Source organism: Microbacterium sp. Root166 (genome assembly GCF_001427145.1).
Classification (GTDB): domain Bacteria; phylum Actinomycetota; class Actinomycetes; order Actinomycetales; family Microbacteriaceae; genus Microbacterium.
The window spans coordinates 1,583,952-1,597,912 of sequence record NZ_LMGL01000001.1 but is presented as its reverse complement, the minus strand read 5'-3'; the positions used below and the strand labels follow the sequence as shown (position 1 = coordinate 1,597,912).

Genomic DNA, 13,961 nt, shown 5'->3' with positions numbered 1-13,961 from the left:
GTGAGGGTCTGACTCGCACAGATGAACAGGGCCGACAGCCTCTGGCCGACGTCGGGACGCGCCGCTAGCGTGGGCGGATGAGTCCCGCACGCAAAGAGGAGATCCTCGAGATCGAGGGACAGGACGTCCGCATCTCGAGCCCCGACAAGGTCGTGTTCCCAGGGCCAGGGCTGACCAAGCTCGACGTCGTGACCTACTACCTCGCCGTCGCCGAAGGAGCCCTGCGCGGAGCGGGCGGACGGCCGATGGTGCTCAAGCGCTTCGTGAAGGGCATCGATCAAGAGGCGTTCTTCCAGAAGCGCGTGCCCGAGAACCACCCCGACTTCATCGACACCGCGACGCTGCAGTACGCCCGGGGCACCTCTGCCGAAGAGGCGGTGATCCGGGATGCCGCGGGCCTGGCGTGGGTGGTCAACCTCGGCTGCCTCGACCTCAACCCGCACCCGATCCGCTCCGAGGACCTCGACCACCCCGACGAGCTGCGCATCGACCTCGACCCCATGCCCGGCGTGGACTGGGCGCAGATCGTCGATGTCGCCATGGTCGCGCGCGAGGTGCTCGACGACGTCGGGCTAATCGGCTGGCCCAAGACGAGCGGATCCCGCGGCCTCCACATCCTCGTCCGCATCGCACCGCACTGGGACTACAAGCAGGTCCGGCTTGCCGCCGAAACTCTCGCGCGCGAGGTCGAGAACCGGGCGCCCGGACTTGCGACGGCGCGGTGGTGGAAGGAGGAGCGCGGCGAGAGCGTGTTCATCGACTTCAATCAGAACGCGAAGGACCGGACCGTGGCATCCGCGTACTCGATCCGACCGCTGCCGGATGCCCGGGTGTCGACGCCGATGGACTGGGACGAGGTCGCCGTTCGCCGGCCGGAGGAGTTCACCGTAGCCACGGTGCTCGAGCGCTTCGCGGCGATCGGCGACCCGCACCGCGGCATCGACGACGCGATCGGCACGCTCGACGGGCTGCTCGCACTCGCGAAGGAGCTCGGACCCGCCGAGAAGCCGCCGCGCGCCGGCGGGCCGGACGGCCGCAGGCAGTCGACGATGCCCTTGATCGAGGTGGCCCGCACCAAGACCAAGCCCGAAGCGCTGGACGCTCTCGAGCAGTGGAAGGCGCGGCATCCGTCCGTCGTCCCGCTTCTGCACCCGGCCGACGTGATGGTGGACGGCATGCGCGGCTCGAGCTCGCTCTGGTACCGCGTGCGGGTGAACCTGCAGCACGTGCCCGAGCCCGAGCGCCCGGCGCAGGAGGCGCTGATCGCCGACTACGACCCGTGGGCCGGCAAGGTCTGGCCGGGCAAGCCGGGCACCGACTAGTTCCCGAGCGCCCTCTCGAGCCGGGCGAGCCCGTACTCGAAGGCCTGGTCGACGTCGCCGCCGAGCCGGAACGCACCCGCGAGCTCCATGCTCACGAAGCCGGTCGCCCACGCCGTGAGCAGCCGGGCAGCATCGAGGGCCTCGTCCGGGCCGACGGCTTCGCCGGCCGCCCGAAGGACAGGTTCACTGGCCCGCTGCAGCGCATCGGCGCTGCCAGGCACCGAGTACATCAGCCGGAACCCCTCCGGGTGCTCATGCGCGAAGGAGCGGTAGACGCGCGCGAGCGCGGTGAGTGATCCATCGGATGCCGCGAGCCGGCGCCCGAGATCCTCGACGGTCGCCTCGGCGACGAGCTGCACGAGCGCCTCGCGATCGCGGACGCGCTTGTAGAGCGACGGGGCACGAACCCCGACGCGCTGCGCGACCGCCTGCATCGTGAGAGTCGCGGGCCCGCCGGCTTCGAGCAGGACGCGCCCGGCGTCGACGATGGCGGCGAGGGACGTGCGCTCCGGCGTAGGCATTCGACTGACCTCCTGCGATGGCTATTGACGTAAGCCATCATAGCTACGTAGCATAGCGATCACAATCACCGGAGGACACCATGCGACTCGGCCCGCACCTGCACCGCATCGGCAACGACATCGTCGCCGCCTATCTCGTCGTCACGCCTGAGGGGATCACGGTGATCGACGCCGGTCTGCCCGGGCATTGGAGCGACCTGACCGCCGAACTCGCGTCGATCGACCGGTCCCTGAGCGACATCCGCGGTGTGGTGCTCACGCACGGCGACAGCGACCACCTCGGATTCGCGGAGCGGCTGCGCCGCGACCACGGCGTTCCGATCCACGTGCACGCCGCCGATGCCGATCGGGCGAAGGGCGGCGACAAGCCGAAGACCCCGATGGGCCCGATGCGCCTCGGGCCCACCCTCGGCTTCTTCAGCTACGCCCTGCGTAAGAGGGGCTGGCGCACCGAGTACCTGCGCGAGGTCGTCGAGGTGGCCGACGGCGATGTGCTCGACCTGCCCGGCGCACCCGAGATCATCGGCCTGCCCGGCCACTCGCCCGGGAGCATCGCGATCCACGTTCCGGCGGCCTCGGCGCTCTTCGTCGGGGACGCACTCACGACCCGCCACGTCCTGACCGGGCGCGGGGGCGCGCAGCCCGCACCCTTCACCGACGATCCGGCGCTCGCACTGGCCTCGCTCGACCGGCTCGCCGGCGTCGACGCGGTCTGGGTGCTGCCGGGGCACGGCGCGCCCTGGAACGGCACCCCGGCCGACATCGCCGGAGCCGTCCGCGCTGCCGCCCGCCACTGACCCCGCGCCGACGTGCACAACGTCGGCAATCCGAGCGGCGGCCGCCGATCACGCCCCGAGATCACGCGCAACAGGCCGAGCGGAGGTGCGGGTTGCCGGAGTTGTGCACACGCGATCGAACGCGCCGCGCGGGCCGGGCTTGACCTGGCCCAGCCTGGTCGCCTCGACGCGCGTGCCACAACTCCTCAAAGCCCGCGTCGCTCGGCCGCGAGTCCGCCGAGATCACGCGGGCCGTGGGCGATCTCCGGCTCAGATTTGAGGAGTTGGTGCCCGCGCGAACAGGCGAGACGGGTCAGCGCTCCTCGAGCACCCGGTCGGCCAGGCCGTAGGCCACGGCATCCGCCGCGGTGAAGACCCGGTCGCGGTCCGTGTCGGTGCGCAGGCGCGCCGGGTCCTTGCCGGTGTGCCGCGCGAGGATCGCCTCGACGTCGCCGCGCACCCGGACGAGCTCGTCGGCCTGAAGGATCAGATCCGGGATCGCGCCCCTCGCCTGCGCGGCCGGCTGATGCAGGACTACCCGGGCGTGCGGCAGCACCGCTCGCTTGCCCGCCGCCCCGGCGGCGAGCATGACCGCGCCGACACCGATGGCCTGCCCGACGACGGTGGTCGCGACATCCGGCCGCACGTGCTGCATGGTGTCGTACACCGCGAGCATCGCCGACGGATCGCCACCCTCGCAATTGATGTAGAGCTGGATGTCGCGATCGGCGTTGTCGGCGTCGAGGTGCAGCAGCTGCGCGATCAGCGCGTTCGCGACGCCCGCGTCGATGCCCGTGCCCAGGTACACCACGCGCTCTGAGAGCAGGTGCGAGTAGACGTCCATGACGCGGTCGCCGCGCGGATGCTGCGCCACGACGTTGGGGATCGTGTACGAGGTCATGCCGCCACCTCCGCCGGTCCGAGTCCGAGGCCCGCTGCCCGCCGACGGCGTGGGACCACCTGCGCGAAGTCGTCGACCACGCCGTCGATGAAGCCGTAGTCGAGAGCCTCCGCGGCGGTGTACCACCGGTCGTGGAGCGAGTCCTCGAAGATGCGGTCGATGCTCTGACCGGTGTCGGACGCGATGATGCCAAGCACCGTGTCGCGCATGTGCCGCAGGTCGCCGGCCTGCACCTCGACGTCCACCGTGGAGCCGCCGATGCCGGACGAGCCCTGGTGCATGAGGATCCTCGCGTGCGGCAGCGCCCGCCGCTTGCCGGGCGTGCCGGCGGAGAGGAGGAACTGACCCGCGCTGCACGCCAGGCCGAGAGCCAGGGTCGCGACGTCGTTGGGGATCAGCCGCATCACGTCGCGGATCGCCAGCATCGACGGCACCGAACCGCCGGGCGAATGGATCCACAGCGCGATGTCGGATGCCTCGTCCTCCGCCGCGAGCGCGAGCAGCTGCGTCGCGAGGAGCGTGCCGTTGTCGTCGTCGAGCGGGCCGTCGAGCACGAGCACGCGCTGATGGAACAGCTCGCGTCGGGCCGCGCCGCCGAACATCGGGATCTTGCCTTCTTCTGCCATGACCCCAGCCTGCGCCGGACGGCAGGGCGCGGCATCCGATTCCGCCGTCGGCGGCTCCGCCCACGGCAGAGCGGAGCTAGCGGCGCGGCGGGTTCTCGACGGCTGAGCGGATCGCGGCCACCAGTGCGGGTCGCACGGCGTCGGGGGCGAAGGATGCCGCCACCTCGCGCGCGCGAATCGACAGGGCCTCGCGGCGAGCGTCGTCGCGCAGGAGTGCGATCACGGCATCGGCGAGCCCGTCGATGTCGCCGGGCGCGACGAGCACGCCGGCGTCGCCGATCGCGTCGCGGGGGCCGTAGCGGGCGTCGAACGATACGACCGGCAACCCGCGGGCCAGCGCTTCGGCGATCGCGAGCCCCTGACCCTCGAACGCCGTCGAGACGAGGAACAGCCCCGCACGGTCGAACAAGGCGTCGCGCTGGTCGGTCGGGCCCAGCAGGCGCACCGAATCCGCGACCCCGAGCACCTCGATGAGGTCGGCGAGTTCCGCCTCGAGGGGACCTTCGCCGTAGATGTCGAGGCGGGCATCCGGCACGGCCTCGGCCACGCGGGCCCAGGCGCGGACAGCTAGGTCGACGCGCTTCTGGTCGGCGAGGCGATTCAGCATGAGGACCCGTCGCGCATCGCGCTCCGTCACCGGCTCGTCGCCCAGGTCGATCGTGCTCGGCACGACGTGGAAGGTTCCCGGGTCGCCGAACCTGGCGGCGATCTCATCGCGCTGCGCGCGCGTCGGCCAGAGCACGGCGTCGTAGCGGTCGGCGGTCGCGAGCCAGCGGCGCCAGAGACCGGTAACCTCGGCGTCGGGGTCGTCGTGGGGCGCGGGCAGGTGGGAGTTGTGCACGGCGTGCACCAGTCGCACGCGCGGGTCGTCCCAACCCACCAGGGTCTCGCCGATCTGCCGCGACTCGACGATCACGACGAAGAGCCGGTCGGGATCACCGGCGACGGCACGGCGTTCGTCGGCGATGCGGTCGAGCCAGGCGATGTACAGCGACCGGAAGCCGCGCAGCCACCGGTCGCCGTCCGGCGCGTGGATCACGACCGGCGCGTCCGAGAGATGCCACTCTGGGTTGTTCGGCAGCACCGGCAGCGACAGGATCGCCGCGCCCGCGGCATCCGTCACTGCTCGATACTCCAGCCCTGCGACCGGAGCACCCGCCGGCTCGCCGGCCGCCCATAGCCAGGACGGGTCGGCGACGACGTCGTCGAACAGGTTGCGGGCAGAGGTCGTGTGCTCGAGCAGCCCGGCGTCCACGAACGCCTGCCGCTGCGCGGCGTGGACGTCGGGCGCCGCGCCGTCGACGCTCAGCAGCAGCGGGTCGACGGCTCCGGCCTCGGCGAGGAGGCGCAGGCGCCGAGGCACCGCGACGGCGAACCCGCCGTCGAGCACGAGCGCGACTCTGCTGCCCAGCAGCACATAGTCCGCGTCGGGCAGCCCGGCGAAGGTGTCGCCGGTCACTCCCACTCGATGGTCCCCGGGGGCTTCGACGTGACGTCGAGCACGACCCGGTTGACCTCGCGCACCTCGTTGGTGATGCGGTTCGAGATGCGCGCGAGCGCGTCGTAGGGGAGGCGGGTCCAGTCCGCGGTCATGGCGTCCTCGGACGAGACCGGGCGCAGCACGATGGGGTGGCCGTAGGTGCGACCGTCGCCCTGCACGCCGACCGAGCGGACGTCGGCGAGGAGCACGACCGGGCACTGCCAGATCTCGTCGTCCAGCCCGGCGCGCGTCAGCTCTTCTCGGGCGATGGCGTCGGCATCACGCAGGATCTCGAGGCGGTCAGCGGTGACCTCACCCACGATCCGGATGCCGAGGCCGGGGCCCGGAAAGGGCTGGCGTCCCACGATCACCTCGGGCAGGCCCAGCTCGCGCCCGATGGCACGCACCTCGTCCTTGAACAGGGTGCGCAGCGGCTCGACGAGCTCGAACTGCAGGTCTTCGGGCAGGCCGCCGACGTTGTGGTGCGACTTGATGTTCGCCGTGCCGGTGCCGCCGCCGGACTCGACCACGTCGGGGTACAGCGTGCCCTGCACGAGGAAGCGGATCGGCTCGCCGTCGGCCTCCGCCTCGGCCAGGAGCGCCTTCTCAGCGGCCTCGAAAGAGCGGATGAACTCGCGCCCGATGATCTTGCGCTTCTGCTCGGGGTCGCTGACTCCGGCCAGCGCGGTGAGGAACTGCTCGCGTGCGTCGATCGTCACGAGACGGACGCCGGTCGAGGCGACGTAGTCCTGCTCGACCTGCTCGCGCTCGTCCTTCCGCAGCAGGCCGTGGTCGACGAAGATGCAGACCAGCTGGTCGCCGACGGCCTTGTGCACGAGGGCGGCCGCGACGGCCGAGTCGACGCCGCCGGACAGACCGCAGATCACGCGGCCGGAGCCGATCTGGGCGCGGATGCGCTCGACCTGCTCGGCGATGACGTTGCCGCTGTTCCAGTCGGCCGGTAGTCCCGCGGCCTTGTGCAGGAAGTTCTCGATGACCTGCTGGCCGTGATCGGAGTGCTTCACCTCGGGATGCCACTGCACGCCGTAGAAGCGCTTCTCGTCGCTGCCGAAGGCGGCGACGGGCGTGGCCGTCGTCGAGGCCAGCACGTCGAAGCCCTCGGGGGCGCGCGAGACCTGGTCGCCGTGGCTCATCCACACGTTCTGGTCGATGGGCTGGCCGCCGAGCAGCACGCCGCCGTCGCCGGTGACCGCGGCGTCGGTCGCGCCGTACTCGCGCAGCCCGGTGTTCGCCACTTCGCCGCCGAGCGCCTGGGCCATCACCTGGAAGCCGTAGCAGATGCCGAGGGTCGGCACGCCGAGGTCGAAGACCCCGGTGTCGAGCGCGGGCGCTCCGGGCTCGTAGACCGAGGACGGGCCGCCCGAGAGGATGATGCCCACCGGATTCTTCGCCGCGATGTCGGCGGCCGACGCCGTGTGGGGCACGATCTCGCTGTAGACGCCCGCTTCGCGGACGCGGCGGGCGATCAGCTGCGCGTACTGCGCGCCGAAGTCGACGACCAGAACAGGACGCTGGGAGGTTTCGGTCTGCTCGGTCAACGGCTGCCTTCCACTGCGGGGACGGATTCGGACGAGGATGCCTCGGCGGCCTCGCGCTCGGCGAGGTAGGTGCGCACACGACGGGTCTCTGCGGCCTCGAGGAAGAACGACAGGAACGGGATGATGCCGCCGAGCGCCAGCAGCAGGAACCGCGGGAACGGCCAGCGCATGAGGCTCCACAGGCGGAAGCACGAGAACAGGTACACGACGTAGAACCAGCCGTGCGCGACGAGGATGAACAGCGAGATGTTGAAGCCATCCCCGGCCGACATCATCTCGCAGTCGTTGGTGGTCGGCAGGAACAGCGACCACCACTGGCAGTCCGGCCCGGCGATGACGGGCGCGAACCACAGGAACCCGCCCGATCCGCCCGCGAACAGCTCGACGTGCAGCGGCGTGTACTTGAGGATCATCTCGGCCACGAGCAGCAGCAGGCCGACGCCCGTGATGATGGCGCAGACCTGGTAGAACTTCAGGGCTCCGCGGATCGCCGGAAACGAAGCGAGCTTGGGGGCGCGGGGCATGGCCCCCAGTCTACCGGCGGTTTTCCGGCCCTCCCGCCCGTGCGTCGGGGCTCAGGACTCCCCGGAGCCCTCGGCCGCGGCATCCTCGAAGCACGCCGCTTGTGTCGAGGCACACGGCGCGCGTCGATGCATGCAGCGCCTGTCGAAGCATGCCGATCATCGGTATGCCTCAGCGAGAACCGCATGTCTCGGTGAGTCGGCCGCCGTGGCACGCGCCGGCTTCTCAACCGGGAGCACGAGTCGGCGGTTGTACACCGATGGGCGGAGACAACGGATGCCGCGGCACGTGGTCCACGACCCTGTCGGTGTGGCCGTCTCAGAACTCACCTCGCTGCTGGTGTTCAGCGGGCACGAGGACCGGATTCGTGAGATGTCGGCCGCCCGGCGTCGGGGTGCGGTGATCTCCGTGCGTCGGGGAGTATTCGCGCCCGCGCCAGAGTGGGGCGCGCTTCGGCCCCACGAGCGCAACGAGCTTCGTGTGCGGGCGGCTTCGGTCATGCTCGACGATCCGATCTTCGCGCTCGAGTCGGCAGCGATCGTCCATCGCCTCCCCGTCTTCGGCGAGGTCCACGACGTGCACACATTCGCCCCCGATCGCACCCGCGGGTACCGCCACGGCGGTCACGTCGTGCACGCGAGCGCGGACGCGAAGCAGATCGTCCGCATCGACGGCGTCCGAGCCACCTCGCTCGCCGACACGACCGTCGACCTTCTCCGCCTTCTTCCGCACGCGCTCGGGGTGGCGCTCCTCGACGCCGCGCTTCGCCGAGGGCTGAGGGTGGAACAGGTCGCGGAGGTCCTTGCCTCGCAGTCGAATCGCCGGGGCCGCTCCGCCGTCCTCCGCGCCGTCGCTGCCTGCGACGCACGCTCCGAGTCGGTGCTCGAAAGCATCAGTCGCGTCCTCATCGACGCCCTCGGATATCCGGCACCCGAACTCCAGGTCGCCTTCCGCCTGTCGACGAAGAACGCGAGAACCGACTTCTTCTGGCGCGGCCAGGGCATCGTCGGAGAAGCCGACGGCAACGCCAAGTACTTCAGCGGTGCCGTCGCCGCGGATGAGATCATCCGCGATGAGCGACGGCGCGAGATGGAGCTGCGCCGGCTTGTCAGGGCCGTTGCGCGGTGGGATGGTCCGACGTCCTCACACCACACCGGCTCGACGATGCCCTGCGGGCTGCGGGCCTGCGTCGGATCCGCCCGGCCCATCCCTGTCCGGAGGCGCTCCTCACGAACGGCCGGACCGACGCGCGCGCGTGACGCATGCTGCCGCCGGTGAAGCACGCGGATGATCGGCCTGCCTCAGCGGAAGACGCGTGCCTCAGCGGAAGGCCCGTGCGTCGGGGCTCAGGACTCCCCGGAGCCCTCGGCCGCGGCATCCTCGATGTCTTCGACTTCCTTCTCCCACGCATCGCGCGCGAGCCGGTACCAGAGGTAGAACGCGAACCCGGCGAACACTGCCCATTCGGCCGCGTAGAAGATGTTGAGCCAGTTGACCGTCGACAGGTCGTCCGGCGCCGGCGACGAGATGGGCTCAAGACCCCCGGATGCCTCGGCCGAGGCCAGGTAGGGACGGTAGACCTCGAGCTGCTCGACGTCGTGCCAGCGCCCCAGGAGCGCAGCGGGCGACATCCGCGTCATTGTCTGCGGGTCGTCGTTCTTGCCGGGAAGGGACGGGCCCTCGTCCGAGATGACGCGTCCGCCGACCTCGATCGGCTCGGCGTCGCCGGCCGCGGCATCCGCTTCCAGACGCTCCACCGCCGCGAGAGCCTCCTGTTCGGTGGGCGCCCAGCCGACGGCGACGGCGATCGAGGTGGGCGCATCGGTGCCGTCGAGCCGCAGCTGACCGGTGACCCAGTAGCCCTCGACGCCCTCGTTGTAGCGCGAGGCGACGATGAGGAAGTCACCCGGCACCCACGTGCCGGTCGTCGTGACGCGCTGACCGACCAGCGGCTCGCCGAGGTACTCCCCCGGGGCGACGACGTCCTCGAGCGGCCGCACCTGCTCGGTCGCGCCGGCGGGCGGCGGGTCGGTGTCGATCGCGCGGCTCAGCTGCCACTGCCCGAGCCAGGCGAAGACGCCGGCGACGAGAAGGCACAGCAGCAGCATCCCGATCCACTGCGGACGCAGCATGACCTCGCGCAGGGTCGGCGGGAACACTTCCGGCTCGGCCGGGGCGCCGCCCGCAGGGTCGCGATCGGTCACGACCGTGCTCATCCCGCGGAGTAGGGCGCGACGACGACCTCGACGCGCTGGAACTCCTTGAGGTCGGAGTAGCCCGTGGTGGCCATCGACTTGCGCAGCGCGCCGATGAGGTTGGCCGTGCCGTCGGCGACGGGCGCCGGGCCGTAGAGGACCTCTTCGAGCGTCGCGACCTGGTCGACCTTCACGCGACGACCGCGAGGAAGCTTCGCGTGGTGCGCCTCGGGACCCCAGTGGAAGCCGCGGCCCGGGGCATCGGTCGCCCGCGCCAGCGCGACGCCGAGCATGACCGCATCGGCGCCCATCGCGAGCGCCTTGACGATGTCACCGGAGGTGCCCACACCACCGTCGGCGATCACGTGCACGTAGCGTCCGCCGGACTCGTCGAGGTAGTCGCGGCGCGCGCCGGCGACATCGGCGACCGCGGTCGCCATCGGCGCGTGCAGGCCGAGAGTGGCACGGGTGGTGGATGCCGCGCCCCCGCCGAATCCGACGAGCACGCCGGCCGCGCCGGTGCGCATGAGGTGCAGGGCCGCGGTGTAGGTGGCTGCGCCGCCGACGATCACCGGGACGTCGAGGTCGTAGATGAACTTCTTGAGGTTCAGCGGCTGGTCCACCGAGGACACGTGCTCGGCGGAGACCGTGGTGCCGCGGATGACGAAGAGGTCCACGCCCGCCGCGACGACGGTCTCGTAGAGCTCCTGCGTGCGCTGCGGCGTGAGGGCGCCGGCGACGGTGACGCCCGCTGCGCGGATCTCGGCCAGGCGGTCGCGCACGAGCTCGGGCTTGATCGGCTCGGAGTACAGCTCCTGCATGCGGCGCGTGGCGGCGGCCTTCTCGAGACCGGCGATCTCCGCCAGGAACGGCGTCGGGTCGTCGTACCGCGTCCAGAGGCCTTCGAGGTCGAGCACGCCCAGGCCGCCGAGCTGACCGAGCATGATGGCCGTCTGGGGGCTGACGACCGAGTCCATCGGGGCGCCCAGCACCGGGATGTCGAACTGGAACGCGTCGATCGTCCAGGCCGTGGAGACATCCTCGGGGTTGCGCGTGCGCCGCGAGGGCACGACCGCGATGTCGTCGAACGTGTACGCGCGGCGTGCGCGCTTGGCGCGACCGAGTTCGATGTCCATGCTCACCCGCCTAGCCTACCCGCGCGCCATCCCGCGGCCCGAATGGAGCCGAGAGTGCACGAATCACCGTCACCGATGAGCGGATGCCGTCACCCGTGCACTCTCGGCACCGTCTCGGCTCGCTCATCGCTCCCGCACCACGCGCGCCTCGTCCCATACCGGCACATCCGACTCGGCGACCCGTCCATCGGCGCCGAACACCAGGAACCGGTCGAACGACCGCGCCAGCCAGCGGTCATGGGTGACCGTGAGCACCGTCCCCTCGAAGCGGCCGAGCGCGTCCTCGAGAGCCTCGGCCGACACCAGGTCGAGGTTGTCGGTGGGCTCGTCCAGCAGGAGCAGCGTCGCACCCGACAGCTCGAGCAGCAGGATCTGGAACCGCGCCTGCTGCCCGCCCGACAGGCTCTCGAACGTCTGCTCGGCCTGTCCGACGAGCCCGTAGCGGTCCAGGGCCGAGCTCGCGGCATCCCGCGGCAGCCCCGCCCGCGCGTCTTCACCGCGGTGGAGGATGTCGAGCAGCGTGCGCCCGGTGAACTCGGGGTGCCGGTGGGTCTGCGCGAACCAGCCGGGGACCACCCGGGCGCCGAGCACGCCGCGGCCGGAATGGGCCACCGGGGCAAGGCCCGCCCCCGTCGTCGTCACGTGACCGAGGCGCGCATCGGGGTCGCTGCCACCCCGCGCCAGCAGGCGGAGGAAGTGCGACTTGCCGGAGCCGTTGGAGCCGAGCACGCCGACGCGGTCGCCGAACCAGATCTCGACGTCGAACGGCTTCATGAGCCCGGTGAGCTCGAGCTGCTCGGCCACGACGGCGCGCTTGCCGGTGCGGGCGCCGCGCAGCCGCAGCGCGAGGTCCTGCTCGGGCGGACGCTCCTGTGGCGGCCCGGCCTCCTCGAACTTGCGCAGGCGCGTCTGGGCGGCGCGGTAGCGGGACGTGAAGCTGTCGTTCGCGGTCGCCTTGACCTTGAGCGCGGCCACGAGTTCCTTGAGCTTCACGTGCTGCTCGTCCCACCGCCGTCGCAGCTCGTCGAGGCGGGCCATGCGCTCCGTGCGAGCACGGTGATACGTGCGGAAGCTGCCGCCGTGCACCCACGCCGTGCTGCCCGCGCCGCCGGCCTCGAGCGTCACGATCCGGTCCGCCGCACGGGCCAGCAGCTCGCGGTCGTGCGAGACCAGCAGCACGGTCTTCGGGGTCTCGCGCAGCCGCGCTTCGAGCCAGCGCTTGCCGGGGACGTCGAGGTAGTTGTCGGGCTCGTCGAGCAGCAGCACCTGGTCGGGCCCGCGCAGCAGCGCCTCGAGCGCGAGGCGCTTCTGCTCGCCGCCCGAGAGTGTGGTCAGCTCGCGGAACCGGGCGCGCGCGAACGGGATGCCGAGCGCCGCGGTCGTGCAGGTGTCCCACACCGTCTCGTACTCGTACCCGCCGGCCTCGGCGTAGTCGGCCAGCGCGCCGGCGTACCGCATCTGCGTGTCGAGGTCGTCCTGCTCGATGATCGCCGCCTCGGCGTCCTCGAGCTCGCGCGCGGCCCGCCGCACGCGATCGGGGGCGACCGCGATGAGCAGGTCATGGACCGTCTGTCCGGGCTCGCCGTGTCCCACGAACTGGTCCATGACGCCGAGCCCGCCGTCGATCGAGACGACGCCGGACAGGGCCGGGGTCTCGCCGCGGACGATGCGCAGCAGCGTGGTTTTGCCCGCGCCGTTCTGCCCGATCAGGGCTGTCGTCGAGCCCTCCCCCACGCGGAACGAGACCTCGTCCAGCAGGGGCCGGCCGTCCGGCAGCGCGTAAGAGACGGCGGCGATGTCGATGTACCCCACGGTGATCCTGTCTGCTCCGTGCGGCATCCATCGCCGTTCGGGGAGCCGACCAGACTATCGGCTCCCGCGCGTCGCGTCAGGCCGCGGCGTACCGGCCGGACTTGATCGCGCGGGCGCGGGCCTTCTCGGCTTCCTCTTCGCGGTTCTTCGGCGGCGCGACGGCGACGAGATCGTCCAGCAGGTGCTGCGTGATGTGCGCGATCTCGTGGACGGCGCGGTCGAACGCCTCCTGGTTCGCCTTCGACGGCTTGGTCGTGCCCGCGATCTTGCGGACGTACTGGAGCGCGGCGGCGTGCACTTCGTCCGAGGACGCGGCGGGCTCGAAGTTGTGGAGCGTGTGGATGTTCCGGCACATGCCCCCGACGATACGCCGGGGGTCCGGCATCCGTCATCCCTTTCTGGGGCTCCGCCCCAGACCCCCGGCTTGCTGACGCGCGCCCCTCGGAGGCTCTTATGGCGCCGAGATCACCAGGGCTCGGCGCCGCGGGGAACCAGGTCGAGGACGTGCGGGAGCTCGGTGGGGAAGCACGAGCGGAACAGCTCGGTGATCTGCGGATCCGACCCGTAGTCGTCCACCAGGCGCAGCCCGATCATCGTGCTGATGAGCATGCCCTCGGCCATGAAGGAGCGCGCCTCGTCGGCATCCAGGCCCATCTCGTCGCGCATGAAGCGCCACATCGTGGCGAACCCGCGGCGGGCGGCCGGCCCGATGGTGGGGTGGCTCCCCATGAGGTACGCGTAGGCCAGCGTCTGGTGCAGCCCGCGGATCTCGAGCAGTTCGACGTACGCCTGGCCGATGCGCTTGCCGACGGGCTCCTCGCTGTCGTCAGCGAGCGCCGCGCGGAAGCCGGCGAGCATCCGCGCGAGGGCGTCCTCGATCGTCGCGAGGAAGAGCGCCTCCTTGGTCCCGAACAGGCGCACGACGTACGGCTGGCTGACCCCGGCGGCGCGGGCGACCTCGTCGGTCGTCGCGCCCTCGTAGCCGCGGGCGCCGAACACGGCGAGCGCCGCGCGCAGGATCTGGAGGCGGCGGGCATCCGAGGAGAGCCGCTTGACCGGGTCTGCGACAGGTTGCTCGACGGCGACGTCCGAGCTCGAAGGAGTCATGGTC

General features: G+C 71.3%; 14 protein-coding genes. 3 read left to right on the top strand and 11 right to left on the bottom strand.

The features are described 5' to 3' along the window. Window positions 1–77 precede the first annotated feature (77 nt). Window positions 78–1,322, top strand: a complete 1,245-nt coding sequence (gene ligD / locus ASD56_RS07220; protein WP_055963039.1) for a non-homologous end-joining DNA ligase — start codon at window positions 78–80, stop codon at window positions 1,320–1,322. Here ligD and ASD56_RS07215 read toward each other — a convergent pair. Next, window positions 1,319–1,843: a TetR/AcrR family transcriptional regulator gene (locus ASD56_RS07215; protein WP_055963036.1), complete on the bottom strand. Its 525-nt coding sequence runs from the start codon at window positions 1,841–1,843 to the stop codon at window positions 1,319–1,321. The genes ligD and ASD56_RS07215 overlap by 4 nt on opposite strands. A gap of 80 nt (window positions 1,844–1,923) precedes the next feature. Between ASD56_RS07215 and ASD56_RS07210 the strand changes: the two genes are divergently transcribed. Next, complete coding sequence (locus tag ASD56_RS07210; protein WP_055963033.1) at window positions 1,924–2,640, top strand: MBL fold metallo-hydrolase; 717 nt, start codon at window positions 1,924–1,926, stop codon at window positions 2,638–2,640. Window positions 2,641–2,932: 292 nt separating this feature from the next. Here ASD56_RS07210 and ASD56_RS07205 read toward each other — a convergent pair whose 3' ends face one another. The 5 genes from ASD56_RS07205 to ASD56_RS07185 form a co-directional block, all read right to left on the bottom strand. Further along, entirely contained in the window at window positions 2,933–3,520 is a 588-nt protein-coding gene (locus tag ASD56_RS07205) for a ClpP family protease (RefSeq protein ID WP_055963030.1), read from the bottom strand. Further along, window positions 3,517–4,146 carry a ClpP family protease gene (locus ASD56_RS07200; RefSeq protein ID WP_055963027.1) on the bottom strand — a complete coding sequence of 210 codons (630 nt, stop codon included), beginning with the start codon at window positions 4,144–4,146 and terminating at the stop codon, window positions 3,517–3,519. Before ASD56_RS07200 ends, ASD56_RS07205 begins: the two co-directional genes overlap by 4 nt. A 76-nt stretch (window positions 4,147–4,222) precedes the next feature. Next, window positions 4,223–5,605 carry a glycosyltransferase gene (locus tag ASD56_RS07195; protein WP_055963024.1) on the bottom strand — a complete coding sequence of 461 codons (1,383 nt, stop codon included), beginning with the start codon at window positions 5,603–5,605 and terminating at the stop codon, window positions 4,223–4,225. Beyond that, the gene (gene guaA, locus ASD56_RS07190) at window positions 5,602–7,185 is read right to left on the bottom strand and encodes a glutamine-hydrolyzing GMP synthase (RefSeq protein ID WP_055963022.1); all 1,584 of its coding nucleotides are present in this window, start codon (window positions 7,183–7,185) and stop codon (window positions 5,602–5,604) included. The genes ASD56_RS07195 and guaA overlap by 4 nt, the downstream gene beginning before the upstream one ends. Beyond that, window positions 7,182–7,709: a DUF3817 domain-containing protein gene (locus ASD56_RS07185; protein ID WP_055963020.1), complete on the bottom strand. Its 528-nt coding sequence runs from the start codon at window positions 7,707–7,709 to the stop codon at window positions 7,182–7,184. The genes guaA and ASD56_RS07185 overlap by 4 nt, the downstream gene beginning before the upstream one ends. Window positions 7,710–8,016: 307 nt before the next feature. Between ASD56_RS07185 and ASD56_RS07180 the strand changes: the two genes are divergently transcribed. After that, window positions 8,017–8,985 carry a hypothetical protein gene (locus ASD56_RS07180; RefSeq protein ID WP_157535793.1) on the top strand — a complete coding sequence of 323 codons (969 nt, stop codon included), beginning with the start codon at window positions 8,017–8,019 and terminating at the stop codon, window positions 8,983–8,985. Between the two features lie 68 nt (window positions 8,986–9,053). Here the strand turns inward: ASD56_RS07180 and ASD56_RS07175 are convergent, their stop codons facing one another. From ASD56_RS07175 to ASD56_RS07155, 5 genes are all read right to left on the bottom strand, one after another. After that, the gene (locus ASD56_RS07175; RefSeq protein ID WP_082541374.1) at window positions 9,054–9,839 is read right to left on the bottom strand and encodes an SURF1 family protein; all 786 of its coding nucleotides are present in this window, start codon (window positions 9,837–9,839) and stop codon (window positions 9,054–9,056) included. Window positions 9,840–9,919: 80 nt separating this feature from the next. Beyond that, complete coding sequence (locus ASD56_RS07170; RefSeq protein WP_055963821.1) at window positions 9,920–11,038, bottom strand: GuaB3 family IMP dehydrogenase-related protein; 1,119 nt, start codon at window positions 11,036–11,038, stop codon at window positions 9,920–9,922. A gap of 123 nt (window positions 11,039–11,161) precedes the next feature. Continuing rightward, complete coding sequence (locus tag ASD56_RS07165; protein ID WP_055963011.1) at window positions 11,162–12,850, bottom strand: ABC-F family ATP-binding cassette domain-containing protein; 1,689 nt, start codon at window positions 12,848–12,850, stop codon at window positions 11,162–11,164. A gap of 76 nt (window positions 12,851–12,926) precedes the next feature. Then, window positions 12,927–13,205: a DUF2277 domain-containing protein gene (locus ASD56_RS07160; protein ID WP_055963001.1), complete on the bottom strand. Its 279-nt coding sequence runs from the start codon at window positions 13,203–13,205 to the stop codon at window positions 12,927–12,929. Between the two features lie 110 nt (window positions 13,206–13,315). Then, window positions 13,316–13,957 (bottom strand): TetR/AcrR family transcriptional regulator, encoded by a 642-nt coding sequence (locus tag ASD56_RS07155; RefSeq protein ID WP_157535791.1) that lies wholly within the window; start codon window positions 13,955–13,957, stop codon window positions 13,316–13,318. Between the last annotated feature and the right edge of the window lie 4 nt (window positions 13,958–13,961).

What these genes read in the sequence shown, in the direction of transcription:
- ASD56_RS07155 (WP_157535791.1), bottom strand. Translation starts at nt 13,957, where the DNA reads ATGACTCCTTCGAGCTCGGACGTCGCCGTCGAGCAACCTGTCGCAGAC.
- ASD56_RS07170 (WP_055963821.1), bottom strand. Translation starts at nt 11,038, where the DNA reads ATGGACATCGAACTCGGTCGCGCCAAGCGCGCACGCCGCGCGTACACG.
- ASD56_RS07215 (WP_055963036.1), bottom strand. Translation starts at nt 1,843, where the DNA reads ATGCCTACGCCGGAGCGCACGTCCCTCGCCGCCATCGTCGACGCCGGG.
- ligD (WP_055963039.1), top strand. Translation starts at nt 78, where the DNA reads ATGAGTCCCGCACGCAAAGAGGAGATCCTCGAGATCGAGGGACAGGAC.
- ASD56_RS07210 (WP_055963033.1), top strand. Translation starts at nt 1,924, where the DNA reads ATGCGACTCGGCCCGCACCTGCACCGCATCGGCAACGACATCGTCGCC.
- ASD56_RS07160 (WP_055963001.1), bottom strand. Translation starts at nt 13,205, where the DNA reads ATGTGCCGGAACATCCACACGCTCCACAACTTCGAGCCCGCCGCGTCC.
- ASD56_RS07200 (WP_055963027.1), bottom strand. Translation starts at nt 4,146, where the DNA reads ATGGCAGAAGAAGGCAAGATCCCGATGTTCGGCGGCGCGGCCCGACGC.
- ASD56_RS07175 (WP_082541374.1), bottom strand. Translation starts at nt 9,839, where the DNA reads ATGCTGCGTCCGCAGTGGATCGGGATGCTGCTGCTGTGCCTTCTCGTC.
- ASD56_RS07205 (WP_055963030.1), bottom strand. Translation starts at nt 3,520, where the DNA reads ATGACCTCGTACACGATCCCCAACGTCGTGGCGCAGCATCCGCGCGGC.
- ASD56_RS07185 (WP_055963020.1), bottom strand. Translation starts at nt 7,709, where the DNA reads ATGCCCCGCGCCCCCAAGCTCGCTTCGTTTCCGGCGATCCGCGGAGCC.